Raw genomic sequence first — 24573 nt, 5'->3', positions numbered from 1 at the left:
TATGAACTCTTTAAAGAAGAAAAAAAAATATGATATTTTTCCCGTGAGAGAGGTGAGGATTCTCCTTTCAGCTCTATTAATTCTAACCGTTTTTCCGTGGCCTGCTTCGGCCATTGATATTTCTGATACTCCTCTGGATGCCCAGCTTAACTCAGCTCCTGCAAATTTCATGATAGTAATAGATGATTCTGGAAGTATGGACTGGGAAATAATGACAAAAGAGCAGGATGGCCTTTTTGATATACCAACGTCAAACAAAACATATGGGTATATTTTCGATGATCCGGCTGATTATAATCTTTATCAGACAGGAAGTTATGATATTCTGGATGGCTCTAACCGTCTATACTGGAAATCCCAGTGGTACGGTTACAACTATCTTTATTACAATCCTGTGATGACATATAAACCCTGGGTTGGCTTAAAAAATGCTGATGGTACGGATATTGCCAATCCCAATGCCAATCCTGACAATCCCAAATCGCATCCTTATTCAACTTATACGGCCTCAGGCGTTTCAATGAGTGGAGAATACACTTCTGTTCAGGATACGGGTAATATTACCGTAAGTCATCTTGATGCCCAGCGGGTTACAATGTCTGATTCATGGTCACTTGACACGCAGCTTTCCTATAGAACCGGAGTGTCGGGTAAATGGCTCCAGTATAATCCTGTTTTCCCTTCGACCAAAACCTATGAGGTGTTTATATATGTACCTACGGAATATTCCAATAATACACTTGGCAAGTTTGATACAAAAGCTAAGTATACCATAACCCATGCAGATGGTACTGCTGTAAAGACAGTGAACCAGGGCGTTAGGGGATGGCAAAGCCTTGGTTCTTACAAATTCAATGAAGGTGCTTCAGGCACTGTAAAGGTGGAAAGACATGACCAAAGCACTGATCAGTACACCATCGCAAACTCCATTAAGTTTGTATCGAGCACAACAGCGGTTACGGTAAGTATCCCAAATGCTCACTACTATCTTTACTCAAAGCATGTATCTCACAAGCCGTACTTGGTCATAGTAAATTCAGGTGTAATAAAATACTATGAAATTAATGATGATGGTGACAATAAGGTCGAGAATGGGGAAATAACCTCTGTTTCATCATCCTCTTTGCCAGATGATTTGCAGTACCAGTATGACGATACAACCGGGCAGAGAATTCTTGTTAACGGTCAACCTGTTCCTGGCCCTGTCAAGATGGCTGTTGACAGAGGGTATACGGAAGAGAGACAGAATTTTGCCAACTGGTATCAGTTTTACAGGCGAAGAATGTTTACCGCGACCGCAGCCATAAGCGATATAATTCCGAAACTCAAGGGAATTAAGGTAGGACTTTTCAGTATCAATGAATATATTCATCAGGGTGTGCTGCCAATCGACATAAATGGAGAGAATAAAAGTGCAGATCTTCTTAAGCTGATTCATGAGTTCAAACAGGATACCCATCCCCAGTCTTCCACTCCTTTAAGAAAAGCTTTGGAAAAGATTGGGCAATATTATCACAAGGATGACGGAAAAGAAATTGCACTTCTCGGCCCTTCCCCCATTGCTGATAATGGAAGCGGCGGCGACTGCCAGCAGAATTTTGTCATGATTTTTTCTGATGGGGCTGATAACGGCCAGTCTCCTGGAATAGGGGACGCTGATAAGGACATGGGTGTTCCATACCAGGATAACCCCCAGACTCCTGCCAGCAGGATATATCCTGCGCCATCTAAAAATGACCAGTCCCAGGCTAATACGCTCGCGGATGTCGCAATGTATTATTACAAAAACGATTTGGCGGCGGATGTTTACAACCATGTACCCACAGGCGGGATTGACAACAATTCAAAGCAGCATATGGTCACTTATTCAGTAGGTTTTGGGATAACAGGATCACTTGACCCTAATGACTATAATCCAAGTAACAGCATTTATCCTGAACCTTATGATATTTACGCTTTCAAGGAGACCGACAGGATTTATCCGAATTGGCCGGATTATGCATCGAACGAAGCTGACACGGCCATGAGAATTGATGATATGTGGCATGCAGGTGTTAATGGACACGGCAAATTCCTGAGCGCCAAAAATCCAGAAGAACTTATCAAGGCCTTTAACGAGGTTGCGGCTGACATATTAAAGAAAACACGTTCAGCAGCGTCTGTTGCAATAAATGGTCAGGAATTTACCACAACCAGCGCAGTATATCAGTCCACCTATGAGACAAAGGATTGGAACGGTGATGTTTGGGCTTCTGTGATTACTACAACAGGAAGATCGAGCGAATTTTTATGGCAGGCTAACCAGAGGCTTTATGAGCAGGGGTGGACGAACAGAAAGATTATAACGTTTGACACCAAGAAAAAGACAGGAACTCCTTTTGTTTTCAGCACTGATCTGAAAGATTCGGGGCAGTTGGCACTTCTTGATTCAGATACTGCGACAGGCGGTAAGGCCAGCAAAATTCTGAATTATTTAAGAGGTGATTACGCCAACGAGCAAGGGGAAACAACAGGCGATAATCTGTTCAGAAGGCGAGTGTTGCGGGATGATCAGGGGGCAGAAATAAGGCACAGCATGCTTGGTGATATTGTCCATTCTGCGCCACTCTATCAGGATAATGTCTTGTATGTCGGCGGAAATGACGGCATGCTTCATGCCTTCAGGGCCTCAGGCGCGACCAAAGAAATATTGGATAGTAATGGTCAGACTAAAGTGGTCGCAGCTGATGACGAAGGAAAGGAGATTTTTGCCTATGTACCAAGCCATGTATTTGCAAATTTAAAGGAACTGTCTGTTCCTGATTATGAGCATTTATATTATGTCGATCTTACTCCATTTGCCAAAAAGATAAGCAGCTCCCAGACTCTTCTTGTTGGTGGACTCGGCAAGGGGGGAAAAGGGATCTATTGCCTTGATATTTCCGGAGTATCAGGCTTTGGTTCAAAAACTGAAGCAGAAATTGCAAATAGTGTTGTAAAATGGGAGTTCCCGAATAAAGATACTAGTGCCGAAGATGTAGCCGATATGGGCTATTCCTTCAGCAAACCCTATATAGTAAAAGTCAAGGGCAGTTCAGGCCCAAGGTGGGTCGTAATATTTGGAAACGGCTATTCAACAGATGCCAATAATACCCATAGATCAGCTTTGTTTATATTGGATGCTTTAACAGGTTCTGTTCTGAAAAAAATTCCTGCAGGTGTAGGCGGGGATAACGGACTTTCAACAACTAACCCGGTGGATGTGGATGGAGATGGCTATTATGATTATGTGTATGCCGGGGATCTTAAGGGTAATATGTGGAAGTTCAATATAAAAGATGCTGATGAGACAAAATGGGGGCTTTCATACAATAAAGCGCTTTTTACCGCAATGGGACCGTCAAACAAGATACAGCCCATTACCTCAAGGCCTGATGCTATGCTTCATTGCCAAGCTGATTTACCAGGATACATGGTAATATTCGGAACTGGAAAATTTCTTGCCAAAGATGACATCGCGTCTACTGATGTTCAGACAATCTACGGAGTCTGGGATTACGGGGATGATACAGATCCGAGTGAGTATCTAGGTGAATTTGACAGGTCAACGAAAAAACCTAAGAATCAGCCAATGGCGTCACTATTGGAACAGGAAGAAATATTCTTCAATTCTGCAATAACTCAGGTTGAATCAGTTGATGCAGATGGAAATCCTATAAAAGTCGCACAGACTCAGCCAACTATAGTCAGGGTTCTTTCTGACAATACTCCTGTATGGAAGACAGAACCAGATTCAACTTCTGGTGAGAAACCTAACCCTTCGACAACAGAATACAATAACGTTGGCTGGTTTTTTGACCTGCCAAAGTCAGGGGAGCGTGTATACCAGGATATAATAATCAGATCAGGAGGGGCTCTTGTAATTTCATCGATACCTAAGCCTGATCAGACCCAGTTCTGTCAGACATCTGGAGAGTCAATTTTTCATGAAATGGATGCCTGTGCTGGTGGCCGCAGAAAGAAAGGTCACCTCGACATAAAGCCTGATGGCAAAATAGATGATCAGGATCTGGTAGAAGTGACAATTGATGGGAATAAAGTATATGTTTCAGCCACTGGCGTATATAATCCAAACTTAATTTATCCTCCAGCTATTATGAATGCCGGAGATGGCTCAGAAATAAAGATTTTCAGCACATCAACTGCTGATATATCTTTGTTACGAGAAAAAGCTGAAAAAAAAGGAATCTTTTACTGGAGATCATATTAATAAATGGAGGTTAAGATGAACCACAAAAAAACTGTATCAATGAGGAAATTTAGCCTTGGCGCGGCTTTCTTTATGATTATTCTATCATTTTTTGTGTCAGTAGCATTCGCTATTGAAAAAGAAGGACCTAAAAATGAATCCGTTGTTCGTCACCCACCTGAAATACACGGATCAGGTAAAATAGACAGAGTTGATAAAGATCAAATAGTAGTGGACGATAAGATGTTCCTTCTTTCATCAGGATACGAAAAAAGAACAGCGGATGATGAAGCCCTGTCCCAGGAAAAACTAAGTGCGGGTATGAAGATAGCTTTCAGGCTAGATGCCAAGAGGCAGATAGTAACCATATGGATACTCAAAGAATAGACTCTTTTATATAACAACACCTATAAAAGGCCCCTGATAATGGGGCCTTTTATCTTGACAATCCGACAAAAAAAAGACCTATTATCTTCTAAAAACCTCATTAATCCAAGAAGATAAAAAATGTATTTCAAAAGTATCCGATCCCAGTTATCGATTTATATCAGTATACTCCTATTCTCAGGCATGTTTCTTATTTCCCTTACTTCTGTCCTTTCCTTTCGAAGCCTTTTAACTTCTTATATGGTAAAAGAATTTACAACATTGTTTGAGTCTGCAGTAAGGAAGGTTGAATTCGGTGAAAAGGATTCTAATATACTGGAACACACCTGGGGGAAAAATATACTTGCAGATCTTAAAGCATCAGGTGCATGTTCGATTCAGTTTATTGATAGAAACTCAATAAGACACCAATTAGGCTCTCGCATATTTCCGGCAGAGCCCGTGTCAAAAATCATGATGGATGTCAACATCGGGAAAAAACAACGCACAGAAATTATTGCCAGTGGTTTTAATATCCCATTTTTTTTCGACAAAAGGAGATTCTTGATTGTGGCCGGTCCTTTATTCGATTATTACGGGACGCATATTGCAACAATTGGTATCATATGGGATTTAGGTCAGTTCTATTCGCATCAAAGAAGAATTGAGTGCCTGCTAATCATGTATATTATTATAAATACACTTATTCTTGCTGCCGTCGGAGTTTATCAAATAGGTAATATAACTGCCAAACCTCTTAATAAAATACTTAAAAAAATGGATGCCATAACTATCGGTGATATTGGCCTTAACTTTGAAACAGAATCAGATTTTGACAAACTGTCTTCCTTAATTAATTTGATTGTGGATGATCTTGCTTCAAGCAAAAAAAATCTCCAATATACTGTGACTGAACTTGAATCCGCCAACACGAATATGAAAAAAATGCAGAAGGAGATTATCAGGGCAGAGAAAATGGCGTCCATAGGAAGGCTCTCAGCTGGTCTGGCCCATGAAATAGGAAATCCTGTAGGGATCATAAGCGGTTATCTTGAAATGCTTAAGCAGGAAGAAATAGAGGACTCAAACAGAATCGATTTTGCCTCAAGGGCAGATGATGAACTTACAAGAATAGACCTAATAATCAGAGAACTGCTTGATTATGCACGGCCAACTGATCAAGTGAAAACAGAGTTATCTGTTCATCAATTGATAAAAGATTTAGTAAGCGTCTATACTGGAAGCAGGGCGATTGGAAATATTGACTTAAAAACTGACTTTAAGGCGTATTTTGATAACGTGAATGCGAATCATGACCAGCTGAGGCAGGTTTTTATGAACCTCATAATTAATGCATCTGATGCAATTTGTGATTCAGAGAACAGAAATGCCGGGCTTTTGATGATTTCAACAGCAAATATCATTAAGGACGAAGGTAGCTGTAACGAGATGATAGTCTCTTTTATAGATAATGGTTGCGGCCTTTCAGGAGATGATCTTGATAATATTTTCGACCCGTTTTTTACAACAAAACCCCAGGGAAAAGGCACCGGGCTTGGACTTTCGGTTTCACAGATGATAGTGGAAGACATAGGCGGATCTATTAAGGCTTACTCTCTCGATGGTCACGGAACTGAATTCAGGATTATTCTTCCTTTGGTAAAAGAGGGCTCATGAATGTATGAATGACAATAATACCAAGCCAAATCTTTTAATAATAGATGATGAAGCCAATATGCGGCATATGCTTTCATCTATGCTAAAGGTGGATTATGAAATAGATCTTGCTGAAAGTGCCGCTCTTGGCCTTGAAGCAATAAAGCATCGGGTGGAATCTGGTTCTTTCTATAATTTTATTCTATGCGATATCAGAATGCCTGAAATGGATGGCATTGCTTTTCTTGATCACGCCAGACCTTTTTTGAAAGATACCCCTGTAATTATAATGAGTGCTTACGGGACTATTGATATTGCCATTGAGGCGATGAAAAAGGGAGCCTACGATTATATTTCAAAGCCATTTCGTAAGGATGAACTTCTTCTTGTATTAAAAAAGGCCATGGAGAGGGAAGCTTTAAAAAAGGAGAATTATTCACTAAAAAAACAGCTTGACCAATACAAGCATGAAGCTTCATTCCCAGGCATGATTGGAAGAAGTTCTGCAATGAAGAAAATTTTTTATTTAGCTGGTAAGGCCGCAGAATCCGATGTTTCTGTTCTATTAACCGGAGAAAGCGGGACAGGAAAAGAACTCGTAGCAAAGGCTATTCACTCAATTTCAAAGCGATCAGCAAAAGAAATCGTTTCTGTAAATTGCGGGGCACTCCCTGAAAATCTTATTGAAAGTGAATTGTTTGGACATGTTAAGGGGGCATTCACAGGGGCTTCAAATGATAAAAAGGGTCTGTTTGCTGAAGCTGATGGCGGGACAATATTTCTTGATGAGATCGGAGAGCTTCCAATTAATTTACAGGTAAAGCTTTTAAGGGTTCTTCAGGAAAGTGAGATTCGTCCTATTGGTTCAGTGAAATCCAAAAAAATTGATGTACGCGTTATAGCAGCTACTTCGAGAAATCTCCGGTCTGATATTTCAAAAGGGCTTTTCAGGGAAGACCTTTATTACCGGCTGAATGTTTTGAATATCAGTATTCCTCCACTAAGAGAAAGACTAGAGGATATTCCATATCTTTGCATCCATTTTATAAAAAAAAGCTCCGAAAGGCTTAATAAACCGGATTGTTATGGGATAACTCCTGAGGCAACCAATCTGCTTTCTTCTTATAACTGGCCCGGAAACGTCAGAGAGCTTGAAAATATTATTGAAAGGTCTGTGCTCCTTTCAGATGGAGAACGACTTGTTGTTGATGATTTTGCTGATCTTAGCATCAATATGAATAAAAACGCTCATGCCCATGACAGTATCGGCGTTATCAATGATTTAACTTTTTCTATTAAAGATGCCCATAAGAAAATTGAATCTTATCTTATTAAAAAAGCCCTGGAAAAATCGTGCGGCAACAGGACTCATGCCGCTAAACTTTTGGAAATTAGCCATCCATCCCTTCTTGTTAAAATAAAATTATATAATATTGATTGATAGTTAGATTAAACGCCGATTTATTGTTTATTTTTTAGTTGACTTGCGGCTATTATTTAGTATTAGATGCTCAATTCTTGATTTGTATCTTAAAAAATGGCGATTAATATGGAAAAAGGTTTTTCTCTTTTTGAACTTCTTGTTGTTATATCAATTATTGCCATCCTCTCCGCAGTAACGCTGCCACATTTTGTCTCATGGAGAAATAATTCTGTAATCAAAGCTACTACCTTTAATATTAAATCAGATCTGGAAAGGGCAAAGTCTTCTGCCTTGAGGCACAATACAGATGTCAAAGTGGTTTTTTCTGCACGGGGATATTCTGTTTACTGGAAGTCCTTGAATTCCGAAGGTGCTGATGTCTGGGAGAATGAATTTTCAAGGTCTTTTGATCAGATTTTTTTTGATTTGGGTCAGACTTTTTCTGGCGAGCGGGATTATGCTGTTTTTAATTCCAGAGGTATGCTTCGGGGGGCTGGCGGCGAAATTGTAATGAAATTTGCTTCTATAGAGGGAGTGATTTCAGTGGAAAGAACTGGGAAAATAAGTATTTCGTGAACAACTTATGGAGATTTTTATGGGTAAGCATGATGAGATAGGCTTTTCGCTTATAGAAGTACTGCTCGCTATGGCTATTCTTTCAATTGGTCTGCTCGCAGTACTCAGTCTGCATTTAAATACGATAAAGTATAATACTAAATGTAACGTGGCGACCATGGCCAATATGATAGCTCAGAAAAAAATTGAGGCGGCTTGCACAGGGAAAATCACAGATTCAAATTCTTTGCTTTCAACTGCAACAGATGAAGGCTTTATTATTGATGAAAGAAATGTAAATTCAGACGGGGTAAAAGATCAGTCTAACGGGATTTTTAATGTTCAGACCAGAATATCCAAATATCCTGATGATAATAATCTAAGAAAAGTTAATGTGACAGTTCTGTGGGACCTCAGAGGATCTTCTGAAAGTATTACGTATTCTACTCTTACGCGTGGGAGTACAGTCGAGATATGATATATAAAGAAAATAACTCCGGTCTTCATAAGCAAAACCCTGAATCTGGCTTTACATTGATAGAGCTTCTGGTTGCGATGGCGATTGCCAGCATCCTTCTTGCGATAGTTGGCAGCATTTTCTATTCGCTCAATAAAGGAATGAGTGCAGAAAATACAAGGGTTGCTCTTCAGCAAAGTGTTAGATCTGCTATTAACGTAATAGCGGCCGACCTCAGGGAGGTTGGGTTGGATCCATACACCAAAAAAAGATTTAAAATAGAAAAAGCAGCACTTTCTGAAATAAGATTCAGCTCAGATTTGAACATGGATGGTAATCTTGATGATAATGAAAAATTTATCTATCTCCTTGATGATGGGCAGTTGAAAATGTCCATAAATAGTAATGATGCTCCGGAGTCTCTTTTGCCCAATGTAGAAAGTTTGCAATTTAGGTATTTCAGGGAAAATGATGTCGAGATTATGCTTTCCGGATCAGAGGTGGCAGATACTGGTGAAATAAGGGCTGTGGAGATTTATCTCGAAGCTGAGGAGAATTACTGGGGCGGTGGAAGCACTGAGAATAGAAGCTATAGAACACTTGTAAAATGCCGTAATCTTAATAGATTGTAATAAATATTGCTCTTTGCGCGTTGATGAGATGGGCTCCAAAATATACAATTATCTGATATGTAAATAAACAAAGATGCTCTAAAAAAATATCTATAAAATATTAATAACAATGTAATTCATATTTTATAATGCAGCAAAAAGTCTGATTCCCTTCATTCCGGCGCAGGCCGGAATCAAGAATTATCTGAAATTACGGGATGCCTGATCAAGTCCGGTATGACGCTTAAGCATTTTGAGATTTTTCGCTATACCATCAATACTATTAGATGAGCATCTATGCCGTGTTTGATTCTGGTATATTTTTTTGAAGATTTGTCCCGTAGTGACCAAGAATAATTTCTGAAATATCATTATTTGAGTTTCTATCAATTTAGGATTCTCCGAATACGCGTTGATTTCAATAAGATACAAAAAGGGCTTTGGACAAAGGTGCCAACAGTTTTAATCTAATTAGAAATTATATTGTACTGCCTGTAGAAGCTTTAAGGCGAATGCTTTCAATGAGACAAAACAATTTTCTGTCGGAGGGGGAATGCTTTTTAATAGTGATCTGTATAAGTGCGAAAATAGTCGGATGGACAAAGAAGATGGCTATGTCCTTGTGACAGTAATCTTTATGATAGCTATTCTGACCATAAGCGCGGCAGCTATAGCAACCATGTCACAGACAGAATCAAACATTGTCCGGAACGAGAGACTCTATTTTGATGAATTTTATAATGCTGATTCGGGTATTTCACTCGCATCGGAGATTTATCCTGACTGGCATACCCCGCTTGATGTTCAGCGTTCGCGCAATGGGTTCAGATATTCAAAAACAATAACCGGAGAGGCCGGGAATGAAGTTTTGATTGAGGCTGTCAGAGTAGATGAGTCTTATAATGATTTCCTGGGAGAGTTATCCGGTTTTGCCAAGGATGTGCCTCGCCAGAAGCATATTGATGATCCCATCATCGGATCTGGCACGGGTGTTACTGGTCAGATAATGATCAGAAGGTTTGCCATCACCGCTACGCCGTCAGGTAGCACCAACCAGATTCAGTGCGGTGTTTATAAATATATTCCATCAGGGTCATAATTCGGGAGATATCAATGAAACGTTTGGTCTTAATCAGCCTATTATTTCTTTTTACGGCTACTTCAGTTTCTTTTGCAGACGATGTTGAGGTTTTTGGAACTGTTAAAAGCAATGTTGATCCCAATGTCCTCTTTATTCTCGATAATTCTGTTTCAATGAAGAGAATCGAGGGCCCTGTTGGCAGCTATGACAATACTATAGAGTACGAAGGGAAGTTTGATAAAAACAAGTTCTATTACAGATGGGGATATACGGCTGTAAAAGGACTTGAGCCTCTCGCATTGAGACATGCAGATATTGAGAATATTTCATGCACAACAATGAAAAGTGCTCTGCAAAGCTCAGGCCATTGGAAGGGAACTGCATACGTTTACCCAGGCAAGGATTTTCGCTGTGAAGGCAAGGCAGAGAATCAGCTATGTGCTGCAGGGACTTGGCCATTTGACAGAGCTTTTTATAAGGGGAATTATCTAAACTGGTATTATTATAATGTTTTTGAGGATAAATACGATACTGCAAAGACGTATAAAGGATCCTTTGAACCAACAGCTATATATAAAGATGAAGACAGCGACTCTGCTTTAGCTAAAATTAAAGAAAGACCAGATGCATTCAAAATGGGATTCGAGGATGCTAATATGTCAAGCATCTCAGAAAGTGGCAGCGCTATATCGGATACCCTCAAGTCTACAGGTTACTGGTCTGGTGATTTGTATGCAAAAGCAGGTGTATTCTATTCCTCATGTGAAGGCGCAGGAGGAAGAAAGATTCTTGGTGTATGTCAACCAGCCTTGGATATCCTGTCATTTAATAATCAATCAGTATATCATGGAAATTATTTGAACTGGTTTTTCAACAGGACGACTGTTGCCTATGATGCAGATACAAAATATTCCGGCGGATTTGCTTTAAACAGGTTCTATTATATATCGAGCTCTAAATCTCCTGTTAAGAATTATTCAAGCGAAGTGCCGACAATATCGGCTGATGCCATAGAGTGCGAAAGCATTAAAACAGCAATGACACAAGACCATTACTGGAGCGGTGAGACATGTGCCGGTCGAACGAATCTGTTTGATCCTGACACTGCTTATTTCAAATGCAGCAATGATGTCGACAGGCTGAGAGACTACAATTTCTATTCAGGCAATTATCTGAACTATTTTTATGAAAAAAGAATGGGTGTTGCAAAGAGGGTCATGAAGAATGTTCTTGAAACCAGAAGAGACATCAGAATGGGTCTCATGACTTTTAATGATTATGTGGAGGCAGGCGCCGGCGTGTTTGAGGATGGCGGCAAGGTCGATGCTTTCATTTCCGATGACTCGACAGAATTTCTCAGGGCTCTTTCAAGTAGCAAAGCCATAACAAGGCCCCATTCTCCTCTGGCTGAAACGCTTGCTGAAGCAGGAAGGTATTTCGCTGGTATAAACGGCAAATGTTCGAACGATTCAACAGCAAGGCCTTTCACTTCTCCAATTACTCACTGGTGCCAGTCAAACCATGTTATCATCATATCCGATGGATCTTCATTTGCCGACGTTGATCACAATCTCTGGTTAACACCCTATATCTGTACTTCAGACTGGGATAACGATCCCCAAAATGATTATATTGGCGACTATGACAAGGATGGCAAAGAGTGGGCAATATTTGGAAACTACCTTGATGATGTGGCAAAGTACCTTTATGATAATGACATATATCGGGACAGGCTGTTTCAGACTCCACATCCTGCGAACAAGAAAACAAAGCAGAACGTCATAACTCATACTGTCGGGTTCATGGTCAGCGGAATAGGTGATATTCTCACAACGAGAAAAGGTCTGTTGAGGAACACCGCAAGCCAGGGTGGTGGAAGTTATCAGGAGGTAACAAGTTCAGCCGATCTTGATGAAAAATTAAGGTCTTCAATCAACTCTGTTCTTAATAATGTTCTGTCAACCCAAAATTTTGTTACGCCGTCAGTACCTGTAAGCTCCGAAAGCCAGAGTTTTTCTGGCGACTACTACTATCTCGCGATGTTTTATCCCCAAAGTCAGGGCCGCTGGGAAGGAAATCTTAAAAAATATGAGACCAAATCCTATATGGCTATGGATAAGGAGATTTGGACAGAAAGCACTTCAAGAGAATTCAAAGATGGTGGTGTCAAAGAAAAACTTAAAACCATGAATTCGTCCGACAGAAAAATATATTTCGGCAATGAAATGAAGGAGTTTAATTCAGCCAATGTGACTAAAACAATGACAAGCGGAGGAGACAAGGTATGGTCTGACGCTGATCATGCCAAGCTTCTTAACAGCATAAAATGCGGAAACAGCGGAGAAGCTTGCTCAACAGGGAAGCTCGGCGAATACGCTCTGGGAGATATTATCCATTTTACACCCCTATTTCATAGTTTTAAGAATGGACAGGCTGTCAACAACAGGATTTTTGTAGGTGCCAATGACGGAATGCTGCATTGTATTGATGATTCTACAGGCCTTGAAAAGTGGGCTTATATTCCAGGCGAACAGATTTCAAGGCTTAAATATCTGATACCAGAAGGGCATAAGAGCAGTCAGGTTCTTTCCCATGAGTATTATATAGATGGTGGCAGGACAATATATGAAACTTCAGACAACAAGAAATTTTTGATTTTCGGTGAAAGACGCGGTGGTAAAAATTACTATGCCCTTGATGTTTCATCACCTGATACACCTGTATTCAAATATAAGGTAAATGTTGACGATGATTTCGGACAATCATGGTCAACATTAAGAGTTGTTCCTATCATGTATGACAGAATGACCAAGAAGGATGTTTTCTGGATAGGTGGTGGCTATGACGCTGATAACCAGGATAAGTATGACAAGCAGAATGCAAATACAAAGCCCAACGATCGTGATGCCGTAGGCAAAGGCATTTATGCCGTTGACGCCGGGACTGGACAGATCCTTGTCTCTCTTGAACCTGCCGGCCTCAACAACTGTGTTATTGAACCAGTCAGTTTTAATCCTGGATATGAATCAAGCGTAGCTCTTGAATCCGGACAGAAAAAAACTGATCTTAAGGATGCACATAGCAGGATCTATGCTTGCGATATGGCCGCTAATCTTTGGGGCGGGAGACAGGATGCAGATGAAGTAGTCCAAGCAGGCGGAGTTTCAACCCACCTTCCCGGTGCCAAGGGAGGTGATTGGCGTTTCTATAAAATTTTTACTCCGAAAAAACCACATAAGGTATTTGGCAAGCCGGAGGTGGTTATTGAAACTTTCATTCAGCCGGCGGGCTCTAACAATCCTTTAATACAGCGGTATTACGGTGAGTATATATATTTTGGTACAGGAGATCGTGAACATCCTTCCAAGCTTACTACTAATGGTGCTAGTGATACAGTAAATCCTGATGATCAGGATAGATTTTATGCGGTGAAGAACTACTGGAACAATGTGAGTGCCGATGAAAATACGCTCAGAGACGTCACTGATGATCAGGTCTCATCGCCAGATCTGTCAAAATTTGAAAACCGTGGCTGGTTTATCAGGCTAAAAAATAATGGAGAGAAGGCTGTGTCGACTCCTCTTGCATACAGAGGAATGTTGTTTTTTACCACTTATACGCCCCCAGAAGATCCTCATTTTTCAGCAATACCAGCCGATCCAGATAATGGAGAAAGCGCAATCCCTTCAAACCAAGTTAGCACGGATCTTTGTTCGGGCTCAAATACATTAGGTACCGCAAGGCTTTATGCCGTTAACTATAAAACAGGTGCCGCTATTCTCGATTTAAGTGTGAAAGGACTTGATAAGGATGGGAAGGAAACTTCTGATACTGCAAAGATAACGGGATTATCAACATCCGACAGAAGTCTTGATGTGGGTAAGGGGATTCCTGGGTCACCTCAGCTAATATTCCCAAGCAGCGGTGGAACCAAGCTGGTCGTAACGTCCGGAGATGATATTTATACAATGGATCTCGAAGGGCCTGACATGATCCTTTATTATTGGAGAGAGAAAAAATAGAGTTGTTTTTATAAATTTCAAAAATTTAGCTGATAAAATAAAAAATGAAATATAGGGAACCAGGCTATTTGCCTGGTTCTCACTTTTATGGGTAGTTGCTTGAACCATTGTCTGGATAGAACAGCTTGGCGCACATGATTCTATCCATAGAATCTGTGGGACTATACTTTCACCTATCCACCATTACAGGGAATCTGCCTGATCAAACCCGCTTACTTCTATATTTCTGACAAATCATTTACTGCACTGCGGACATTATACTTGCCCGTTACATTTTATCAGTTTAGTCTTGGGCAAAAATGAATTATTAAGTTAATATTGATGAGGTCGAAGAAGTCCGATTCTCGTCATTACGGTGCAGGCCGAAATCCAGAAGTATCTGAAAATACAAGGATGCCGGATCAAGTCCGGCATGACGCTGATGTTATTTTCTGGCTATTTGTGCGCTCATCAATTTTTAATAGGTGGTAAGCCAATGCGATGGTAACCGGATTCACATGCTTTTTAAATTATACAACTTGGTAAAACATCAGTGCATTGTTTTTTACGAACAATATGAACACCGAAAATATGGCTACTAAAAGTAAACCAAGAAATATTTCTTATATCAAGAATAGGATACTAAAGCTTCTATTCGCGTCTTTTCTGTCCCTTATAATACTATCTTCACTACTAATCATTTTTATAAGTATACCCAGGATTCAGCTTGCCGTTGCAAACAGAATTTCAGCCCAATATGGTTTGGCTCTGACTTCCTTCAGATTTAATCTGCATCCGGGCCTGAAATATTTGACCATTCAATTCTCAGACATCAAAGGTTTGAACTCATCAAATGATGTTAAATTGGGGGTCAAGTCATGCAGGTATTCACTTAATTATTCTGATCTGATGTCTGCCACTTTTTATCCTGAAATACTTGAAATTATAGAACCAGACATATCTTTATCAGGGGCAGAAAAAGATGATAGTCCAGGTGGATTAAAAAACTCTGTTGCCGGATTATATGCTTTTCTTGATAGTGGGCTGCCCGAGACCATCAAATCCTTTTCAATTAAAAAAGGGGCGGTTTTTTTAGATGGTATTACCGTTGAAAATTTCAATGCAAGTCTTTTAAGAAAGCCAGAAGATATTAAGAAGGCAAACTTCAGCCTTGATTTCTATGTCAGGGACAAGAATAATCGATTCCCTTTTAAAGCAGGAGGGCTGTTCGCGTATAATGCCGCAGGGCTTGATTTTGTAAAAATAGGTTCATCATTTGATTCTGTTCCTGTTTCAACAGTGCCTTGGCCTGAAAGTTTCAGAGGGATTTCCGGCGTATTTTCCTCAAAAGGCATTAATATTGAATGGCATAAGGGGGGGGCGGTTTTGGCAAGCGGAAGTATTCATTTGCCCGAAGCCGGTTTTATGCTGGACGCCTATAACGAACTTAAGTCCTATAATCTTTCCGGGACTGATATAAAATTTGAGGCCGAGTTTTTGAAATCAGCGCTGGATATCAGGGCTTTCGAAATAAAAGGCGATGATTTTTCACTATCTTCCTCTTGTTATATCCCTTTTGACAATGGGGCAAATGGAATGAGCCTTTCGGTAAGAAGTTCCATGATGCCAATGTCAAGGTTCAAGGCTCTTTATCCGGCGCCTGTAACGCCAACGTGGATTGCTAAAAGGCTGTTGCCTCTGTTTTCGGGCGGTAATGCGAAACTTAGCAATCTGCTTATCCAGGGCCCTTTTGACCGAATAATCGGCCTGGATAAAAAAGAAAATTCCTCGTCCCTTCTTTTGGATATTGATATTGACTCTATAGATATTGCTGATTTTGGAGGGTCTATCGAATCCAAATCAGTTTCCGCGAATGTGCTTCTTGATAAGGGCAGACTTGTGGTTTCAGGGGTAAAAGGCAGAATTGGCAATTCTGTGATCAGGGATGCTGTTTATGACTATGTGGATACTTATGCTGACAAAAGTATTGAAAACTGGTCAATAAGTGGAACTTTTTCAATTCCGGATCTTCATGCGATATCTGAATCAGGCATATCTCCAAAAATTGTAAGGGACACAGCCATTGATATTGAAGGCGCTGAAGGTGTTCTTGATGGGAATATAAGGTTCTCATATCATCCTGACTGGAAGTTCATAAGTATCACTGGCGGTAAAATATCTTCAAATGAGATTGGCTTTTTCCATCCCATGATGGAATCGCCTATAAAGATGGATAATCTGAATGTCGAGTTTGATGATAAAGGGGTGGCTAAGCTTGGGTTTTCAGCAAACTGGAGAAATTCTGTCGGAGACATTAAAGGTACGTTGGACATCTTCAAAGGAAATTTAAAAATTGCCGGGAATGCAATGGTCGATGCTTTCGACATATCAGACATATTGAAGAATAAATCAGGAGGTTCTTCCGATATAATATTTAAGGGGAAACAAAAGACTGATTTTAAGATTTCAGCCTCAAACTGGCAAATGAAGGTAGCTTTCAATTCAAGTCTTCAAGGCTTCTCAGGCAAATTTGGTGGATTTGTTCTTCCTTCACTTGGGAATGATTCCTCTTTGAAAATTGGTTTGTCTCAACCAAGAGCAAATCTATGGAAACTGGATAATTTTGATTTTTTACTTGGAAGTGGCCGGTTGTCAGCTTCTGTTCCGGTAGGCCTTGGTAGTCTGCATCAGTTTTCATTCTCTCTCAGAAATTTTGATATTGGAAAACTCGGGGTTTATCATGGGGAAACCGGACTTTCGTTTTCTGGCAATCTTGATGGCGACATACTCATCAAAAGACTCGCTTACGGTGGTTTTTATCCGGGCGTTTTTGGAGAGATGCGCGCAACTGATACCGGAATCAAAATGCCTGGATTACCTCTGGTAAAAAAAGGGAATGGGAGAGTCATCTTCAGCGGGCAGAGAATTTATTCTGAAAGTCTCAAGTTTGGTGTTGGTGACACCTCTCTTGATATTTTTGCAGATCTGATGGGATGGAAGGGGCTGAAAGGCAAAATTGGGATAAAAGCCAGGGACCTTGTTCTTCCCCCATCTGATGACGATAAAGAATCCGAAGATTTTGTGCCTGTTTTTGATGGTGATTTTGCGATGAATTCGGATCTTGATGTGGGTATTGATATAGAATCAGGGATTACCCCATCAAAAATGAGATTTGGCAGAACCACGGCAACATGTCTTTTTAAAAATGGCCGTTTTGATATCAAAGACGGTAAAATGAGGATGCCTGGTGGGGAAATCCGTTTCAGGCTCATGCAACCAGAAGATAATAAAAACTCAATTTTGGCAAGGGCTTATGTAAATCTTGATAAACAGAAGCTAACGGATACTTTCGCTTATATAGGCGAGGAAAAAAATATCTCTAAAATTGATGGTGCAGTCTTTTCAACCGATGCCTATATCTACTGTTCCGGCAAAAATAAAAATGAGTTTATTTCAAGCCTTGGTGGATATATTCACTGCAATGTTGAAGACGGTATAATAAGAAAGTCGTCTGTTATTTTTTCTATTCTTAGCATGCTCAACCTTGAAAAATTTCTTCATGAGAGACCCGAAGGTGTCTCAAAAGAAGGGTTTTATTTTAGCAATCTTGATGCAGGATTTAAAATAAAGGATGGGGTTTTATCCACGCATGATCTTGTCATAAAGAGTCCGATAATAAATATAGGCGCTACAGGGGATATTGACCTGAATAACAAAAACCTTGACCTGGATATGGTTGCTGCCCCGCTCGTTACTATTGACAGTTTTATAAGCAATCTCCCATTTGTGGGTTATATTCTGACCGGAAACGATAGGGCTCTGATTTCATATTATTTTAAGGTGAAAGGTCCCATAGGGTCTCCTGAAACAAACTATATACCACTTAAGAATATCCCCAAAAGCATTCTTGGATATCTGCAGCGCATATTCATGACCCCTGGCAGAATACCTGAAGAAATAAGTGATATGAAGGGTTTGATTCTTGAGAGGGAGTGAGTTTTTTACTCGGATATTAAATAAATGACAAAGTCGCAAAAAGTCCGATTTCCGTCATTCCGGTGCAGGTCGGAATCCATAAGTGGCTGAAATTACAGGGTGCCGGATCAGGTCCGGCATGACGCTTAAGCCATTTTTAGATTTTTTGCGAGTCCATCATAATTGATGTTGGTTTAGGCGCGGGTTTCTGAATATACCCGCACCTGGTTTTCTGGCTTAGAATCCTTGGGAGAAACCTTTAGTGATTCTATAGGAGAGCTTTCCTTGCCTGCTCTCCTGTCTCATAGATATGGGGGGCAAGATTCCTTTTTATCAGGGCATCTCCCAATTTAAGTCTAATGAAGGCACTTGTCGTGTATCTTGTTGTGCTGATGTAGTATTTTTCAACAAGTGCCTTAACCATTTCCGTATATTCATCTATCAGATCAGGATTAATAAAAAAATTGTCATAATTGACAATCGTATAGACTTTTTTACCAATTGGCGCCAGTATGTCGGTTACAAATTTTACTATCTCTGCAATGTCCTCGGATGTTTTTACCGAATATCCTTCAAAATTTACGAAGAAGATATTTTGCGCCTTATCATAGGAAATCCTTTCACTAAGTGGAACTGTCAGCAGATCTTCTTTCAGATTCATGGAGGATTCCATAAAAATTCTTGAATCCATGAGTTTGGGAGGCTTGTTCATTACAGGTTTGAAATCCATCTGCTCAAGGATGTCTTTTTCAAGATCAATCCCAGGAGCAATTTCTATCAGCTCCAATCCTTCGGGAATGAGTCTGAAAACGCACCTTTCGGTTACGTATAGTACATCAAGACCCTTTGATGCTGCATATGCGCCACTGAAAGTGATCTGTTCCACCTGATTGAGGAATTTTTTAGATTTTCCTTCCTTGATTATTTTTAGATTTCCGTTTTCTATCCCTATTTCAAGCCCTCCAGCGGTAAATGTCCCTGTGAATACAACTCTTTTGGAGTTTTGGCTTATGTTTATGAACCCCCCGCAGCCAGTGAAGTTTCGGCCAAATTTACTGACGTTAAGATTCCCCTGTCTGTCTGCCTGGGCGAGTCCGAGAAAAGCGATATCAAGCCCGCCTCCGTCATAAAAATCAAATTGAGAAGGCTGATCAATTATTGCTTCGGTGTTGGCCGCAGTGCCAAAATTGGTTCCTCCTGACGGGACACCACCAATAACTCCCGGTTCTGCGGTTAGAGTCAGATACTCTATAATCTTTTCTTCATTGGCTACTATGGCTATTCCTTCAGGCATGCCTATGCCAAGATTTACTACGCTGTTAGGTTTAAGCTCAAAGGCGGCCCTTCTGGCGATTATTTTTCTCTCGTTCATTTCAAGAGCAGCAATACTTCTCATGGGGATTCTTATTTCGCCTGAAAATGAAGGATTATACTGCTCGACAAATGTCTGCCAATGGTTTTCAGGTTTTGCAACAACAATGCAGTCAACAAGAATGCCAGGTATTTTGACGTCTTTTGATTTTAGTGTTCCTTTTTCGGCAATTCTTTCAACCTGGACAATAACAACGCCTCCGGAGTTTTTGGTGGCCATGGCCATCTGCATTGTATCAAGGATGAGAGCCTCCTTTTCCATTGTAACATTGCCGTCTGTATCTGCTGTGGTTCCCCTCAGAATCGCCACATTAATGGGAAAGGTTTTGTAAGCAAGGTATTCTTTCCCATCAAAATTGATAAGTTCAACAATATCATCTTTTGTAATATCGTTGACCTTGCCTCCTCCATTTCTCGGATCTATATAAGTTCCAATGCCTACAGATGAAATTGTTCTTGGGTTTTTTGCCGCTATATCCCTATACATATGGGATATAACTCCCTGGGGTAAATTATAAGCCTCTATTTTTGAGTCGAGTGCAAGTTCCTGGAGTTTAGGAGCCAGCCCCCAGTGACCTCCAATGACTTTTTTCAGAAGGCCGGCCATCCCAAGTCTGTTTACTCCTTTTTCGCCCTTGGAGCCTATTCCTGCCGTATAAACCAGAGTGAGATCGTTTGGCGTTGTTGAACTGATGAACTGGTTTTCTATGGCTTTCAGAATTTCTTCTGGTACGCCTGTTCCCACAAACCCTCCCACCACAACCGTGTCTCCGCTGTGTATGACGCGGATGGCTTCTTCTGCAGAGACAATCTTGCCTTTTTTTATTCCGCTTGTTGAAAATGACAGTATGGGATGCTTGATGGTGCTTTTTTCGGTATCGGTCATGGTTCCCCCCTGATTTATGACAAGAAAATTTGGATGGCTTTTTGTGGTTTTTAGATTAAGTTTGACAAGGTCGCAAAAAATCCGGTTCCCGTCTTTCCGGCGCAGGCCGGAATACAGAACTGTCTGAAAATACAAAGATGCCGGATCAAGTCCGGCATGACGCCGTTGCCTTTTTTTGAGTTTTTTCGACGCCATAAAGTTTGGCGATCTCGCAAAAAGGCAAAAAGAACGCTGGTGTCATGCCTGGCTTTTTGGGAAATTATAGATCATCAGTATTGTAATCGCAATTCTTATATTCAGGTTGCATAGAGGGGGGGGCTATAATAACAAGTGCTTGTCTTTATAGGAATAATTATCTATAAACAAGTAGCCTGCAAATTCTGGTGATCTTAAGCAATTAGGTATTATTCGCTCATGCATGAAACTGCTGAGATGATACAAATATCAGTAATATTGTTAATTATCCAAATGCCATTGGAGCTACCACGCGTGCCGGATCAATTCCCTGGGCAATAGGTCGGGCTTATGATCAAAAGAGGGTTAAAATCATAAACCCGCTTTTTTGTTGAAAAATTTTGACTTTATTCCTTTTTTGATTCAAAAAAGTCGTGACCAAGGCTTAAATCAACTCAAAAACAATTGCTATTTAAGGACACTTTCATATGTCAGAAAACATATTTATCAAGAATATACCTTTTTCAGAGACCGTTGATCTGAAAGAACTTGTTAATTACGAAAGCGGCCGGGTGGTAAGCAGAACTCTTGCGCAGAAGCAAGGAGTAGGAATTACTCTTTTTGCATTCGATAAAGGCGAGGAAATCAGCACCCATACAGCTCCTGGTGATGCGATGGTTGTTGTGCTTGATGGAAAAACCAGAATTACCATTGGTGATAAAGTGCTTGAAGCTGTGGCCGGCCAGACTGTTGTGATGCCTGCAAATACGCCCCACGCTCTTGAAGCTCTTGAACCTTTTAAAATGCTTCTGGTTGTCGTAAAGCCTTAGTCTTTTTATATTTTTGGCAAGATCGCAAAAAAGTCCGAATCCCGTCATTCCAGCGAAGGCCGGAATCCAGAAGTATCTGAATAATACACAGATACAGGATCAAGGCACCCATGAGGCTGATGCCTTTTCTGCCTTTTTGCGCGACCATCAATTTTGATGTCTTTTAGTGTTGAGTTTGGATCATTATGGCTTCTCAGATTAAAAAAACTGTTCTTGTGGCATCTCCTAGTCCGGACGTGAATAAAGCTGTTGTTAAATGTCTTGGTGATGAATCATATCAGATAGATATTGCCATCGAGAAGGACGCTTTACTCGATATGTGCAGGCGTAAACGCTATGAGTTTACGGTTGTTGATCTGGGATTTCTTGAATCTGAAGTGCATCATGATGATGAGGCTGAAGATTACCAGGAAGTGCTTAAAGGCTTTTTTACCGAATTTCCTGCAATGGACGTAATCGTCATGACTCCTTCCGAAAAGACCAGGGGGGCTGTCTACTGCGTCAAGGCTGGCGCAAGCGATTATGTCACATATCCTGTAAACCCTTCTGAAATGAGATTTATAATTGAAAGGGTTCAGGAGCGAAGGCGAAGGCAGCATGAGCTTGTTTATTTGCGTGACAAGGCAAGGGAGACAGGGGACAGGATAGTCTTGTCCGAATCCAAAAGCCAGCTAATGCACGAGGTTTTTGAGAAGATCCAGTCTGTCGCAGAAACCAGAACAACTGTTATGCTATACGGTGAGACAGGTACTGGTAAATCGGTGATTGCCGGTCTGATTCATAATCATAGCAATCGTAAGGATCGACAGTTCATAAGCGTTCACTGTGGAGCCATTCCGGATACACTTATCGAAAGCGAGCTTTTTGGTCATGAAAAGGGTGCTTTTACAGGTGCCGTAAAAAGAAAGATGGGTAAGTTTGAGATTGCACATAATGGTACTATTTTTCTTGATGAAATCGGAACTATTACTCCGGCTGTTCAAATCAAGCTCTTGCAGGTACTCCAGGAAAAACGGTTTCATAGAGTTGGGGGTGAATCAGAAATTCAGGCTGATGTAAGGATAATTGCGGCAACTAATAATGATCTCTCACAAATGGTTGAAGATGGCTTATTCAGAGAGGATCTTTATTATCGCCTGAGCGTTTTTCCAATAGAGGTTCCGCCTTTAAGATTAAGAACCGAAGATATTGGCACTCTTTCTATTCTTTTTATTAATAATTTAAATGGTTTGTACGGAAAAAGCATCGAGGGCTTGCATCCTGATGTGATCGAGGCTTTTTATGCGTATGCGTGGCCAGGAAATATTCGTGAGCTTGAGAATCTGATTGAGAGGGCCTATATCCTTGAATCTTCCAAACTTTTGCGCCCAGAGAGTTTTCCAGCCGATCTGTTTACTGGAACCAGGCGTACTATCATGCGAGAGCTTGTGGCAGAAACAAGGGCATTGAACGAAGTAAGAAAAAAAGCTGTTGAGGAAACAGAAATAAGATACTTGAAGGATCTGCTCGCAACATGCAACGGCAGAATATCACAATCTGCCGAAACAGCAGGAATTACAACACGGCAACTTCATAAGCTTCTTTCAAAATACAAGATTCAAAAAAAAGACTTCAGACGTAAGTAGTTAAAAGTGATGTACTCTTAAAGAGCCGAAATAAGGACGTCTGCGTCATGTCTGGCTTGATACTGCAAGTTGATTCTTGATCTCTGCCCACTGGAATGATGAAAATCTGGCTTTTTGCGGCCTTGTTAAATCTGCCTTGATTCTTTAATGTACGGTTTAGTGTGCTTTGTTGGTTATAAAGAGAACTCTTGGTTCTTGTTTTATAAATAGGAACTATAGGTTCTTGTTTATCTGTTTGGCATGGCTTGCCAGTAATTTAAAATATGAAAAAACCAAATAATAAGCCACTTTAGTCCATAAAGTTTTAGTGCAAAGCAGCGCCTTTTAAGGTCGGCTATATGAATCTTTTGAATAGAATGTGAATTGTGAATTCTGTTTACTTGTACGAGAGCTGTTATTTGAAAGGCGTTAACCTTTGCAGCAATACGTTCTTCCAAATATTTTTTCGTAAAATATTAGGTGCAGCTATGTCTATTCTTTTGATTCACAAGGATCGGCCAGCTAAAAATACTTCATTTATAATTTTTTTATTTAAAAAATAGTGGTGCTGGCACGATACTTGAAAGCAATATAGCGCGAAAAGAAACTGACCCTAAAAGCAAAGTGCCGATATGTGTGACTGCAAAAAAAAAAATGACATAAAAATAAACGGCATTATACTGGCATGTGATTGGGATAAATATGGCAATCCAGTAGGATTAAAACTGTATGCCACTGATGAAACAGAATATCATATTAATTTTGATAAAAAGTTTCTTGATTTTTTAAAAAAACCAGTGGTAGTAACAGCCGCCGAACTAAATGAATCAAAAGGCATTTATAGGTTGATAAATCCAATTTCGGTTCAGATGTATTAGAAACATAGATTCGGAATAAATCCGATTCTGATATTAATAAAACCAATTTAAAATTGTCTAAGAAAGGGAAAGAAATGAAAAAGATCAGTGCATTTGTTGTAGCAGCTGTTTGTTTTGTAGCAGTAACTTCAGTTGCTTTTGTTGGTTGTGATGCACCGAAAAAAGATGCGGCAAAGAAAGAGGAAGCTCCTGCTGCTTCTTCAGCTCCAGCACCTGCAGCTCCAGCACCTACCCCAGCCCCAGAAGCTCCCAAGAACTAATTCTTGAAGCGATATAATCTCATATAAATAAATTATTCTATAAAGAGGAATAAAATGAAAAAGATCAGCGCAGTTCTTGTAGCAGCAGCTTGCATGTTCGTAATGACCGCTTCAGCTTTCGCTTCAGATGCTCCTAAGGCAGATGCAAAGAAAGATGCAGCAAAGAAAGAAGAAAAGAAAGAAGGCGAAGTAAAGCCAGTAGATCCAGCAGCACCTG

The 24573-nt window shown here is 40.3% G+C and carries 14 protein-coding genes; 12 read left to right on the top strand and 2 right to left on the bottom strand.

The features are described from left to right. Position 1: 1 nt before the first annotated feature. The 10 genes from K245_RS0104190 to K245_RS0104145 all read left to right on the top strand — a co-directional run bounded on the left by K245_RS0104190 (position 2) and on the right by K245_RS0104145 (position 18374). Positions 2-4249 carry a PilC/PilY family type IV pilus protein gene (locus K245_RS0104190; protein WP_027358295.1) on the top strand — a complete coding sequence of 1416 codons (4248 nt, stop codon included), beginning with the start codon at positions 2-4 and terminating at the stop codon, positions 4247-4249. Positions 4250-4264: 15 nt separating this feature from the next. Beyond that, positions 4265-4615, top strand: a complete 351-nt coding sequence (locus K245_RS0104185; RefSeq protein ID WP_027358294.1) for a hypothetical protein — start codon at positions 4265-4267, stop codon at positions 4613-4615. Positions 4616-4876: 261 nt separating this feature from the next. Continuing rightward, entirely contained in the window at positions 4877-6271 is a 1395-nt protein-coding gene (locus K245_RS0104180) for a sensor histidine kinase (RefSeq protein ID WP_232223793.1), read from the top strand. A gap of 4 nt (positions 6272-6275) precedes the next feature. Further along, on the top strand, positions 6276-7691 hold the full coding sequence (locus K245_RS0104175; protein WP_027358292.1) for a sigma-54-dependent transcriptional regulator: 1416 nt from the start codon (positions 6276-6278) through the stop codon (positions 7689-7691). Positions 7692-7799: 108 nt separating this feature from the next. Further along, positions 7800-8249: a pilus assembly FimT family protein gene (locus tag K245_RS0104170; protein ID WP_027358291.1), complete on the top strand. Its 450-nt coding sequence runs from the start codon at positions 7800-7802 to the stop codon at positions 8247-8249. Between the two features lie 19 nt (positions 8250-8268). Beyond that, positions 8269-8706, top strand: a complete 438-nt coding sequence (locus K245_RS0104165) for a prepilin-type N-terminal cleavage/methylation domain-containing protein (RefSeq protein WP_027358290.1) — start codon at positions 8269-8271, stop codon at positions 8704-8706. Next, the gene (locus K245_RS0104160; protein WP_027358289.1) at positions 8703-9317 is read left to right on the top strand and encodes a PulJ/GspJ family protein; all 615 of its coding nucleotides are present in this window, start codon (positions 8703-8705) and stop codon (positions 9315-9317) included. Before K245_RS0104165 ends, K245_RS0104160 begins: the two co-directional genes overlap by 4 nt. Positions 9318-9849: 532 nt before the next feature. Then, the gene (locus K245_RS0104155; RefSeq protein ID WP_027358288.1) at positions 9850-10395 is read left to right on the top strand and encodes a pilus assembly PilX N-terminal domain-containing protein; all 546 of its coding nucleotides are present in this window, start codon (positions 9850-9852) and stop codon (positions 10393-10395) included. A 14-nt stretch (positions 10396-10409) separates the two neighbouring features. Next, entirely contained in the window at positions 10410-14399 is a 3990-nt protein-coding gene (locus K245_RS0104150) for a pilus assembly protein (protein ID WP_027358287.1), read from the top strand. A 570-nt stretch (positions 14400-14969) separates the two neighbouring features. Beyond that, positions 14970-18374: a YhdP family protein gene (locus tag K245_RS0104145; RefSeq protein ID WP_198013825.1), complete on the top strand. Its 3405-nt coding sequence runs from the start codon at positions 14970-14972 to the stop codon at positions 18372-18374. A gap of 247 nt (positions 18375-18621) precedes the next feature. Here the strand turns inward: K245_RS0104145 and K245_RS0104140 are convergent, their stop codons facing one another. Next, the gene (locus K245_RS0104140) at positions 18622-20610 is read right to left on the bottom strand and encodes an acyl CoA:acetate/3-ketoacid CoA transferase (protein WP_035276461.1); all 1989 of its coding nucleotides are present in this window, start codon (positions 20608-20610) and stop codon (positions 18622-18624) included. Between the two features lie 662 nt (positions 20611-21272). On the opposite strand from K245_RS0104140, the gene K245_RS0104135 reads away from it, so the two are divergent. Continuing rightward, positions 21273-21614, top strand: coding sequence for a cupin domain-containing protein (locus K245_RS0104135; protein ID WP_027358284.1), 342 nt, complete (start codon positions 21273-21275; stop codon positions 21612-21614). A gap of 185 nt (positions 21615-21799) precedes the next feature. Beyond that, complete coding sequence (locus tag K245_RS0104130; protein WP_035276448.1) at positions 21800-23239, top strand: sigma-54 dependent transcriptional regulator; 1440 nt, start codon at positions 21800-21802, stop codon at positions 23237-23239. A 735-nt stretch (positions 23240-23974) separates the two neighbouring features. Here K245_RS0104130 and K245_RS27615 read toward each other — a convergent pair. Continuing rightward, complete coding sequence (locus K245_RS27615; protein WP_156906695.1) at positions 23975-24349, bottom strand: hypothetical protein; 375 nt, start codon at positions 24347-24349, stop codon at positions 23975-23977. Positions 24350-24573 lie beyond the last annotated feature (224 nt).

The sequence above is a fragment of the Desulforegula conservatrix Mb1Pa genome, assembly GCF_000426225.1.
GTDB lineage: Bacteria > Desulfobacterota > Desulfobacteria > Desulfobacterales > Desulforegulaceae > Desulforegula > Desulforegula conservatrix.
This window is presented reverse-complemented; position numbering and strand designations above follow the sequence as displayed.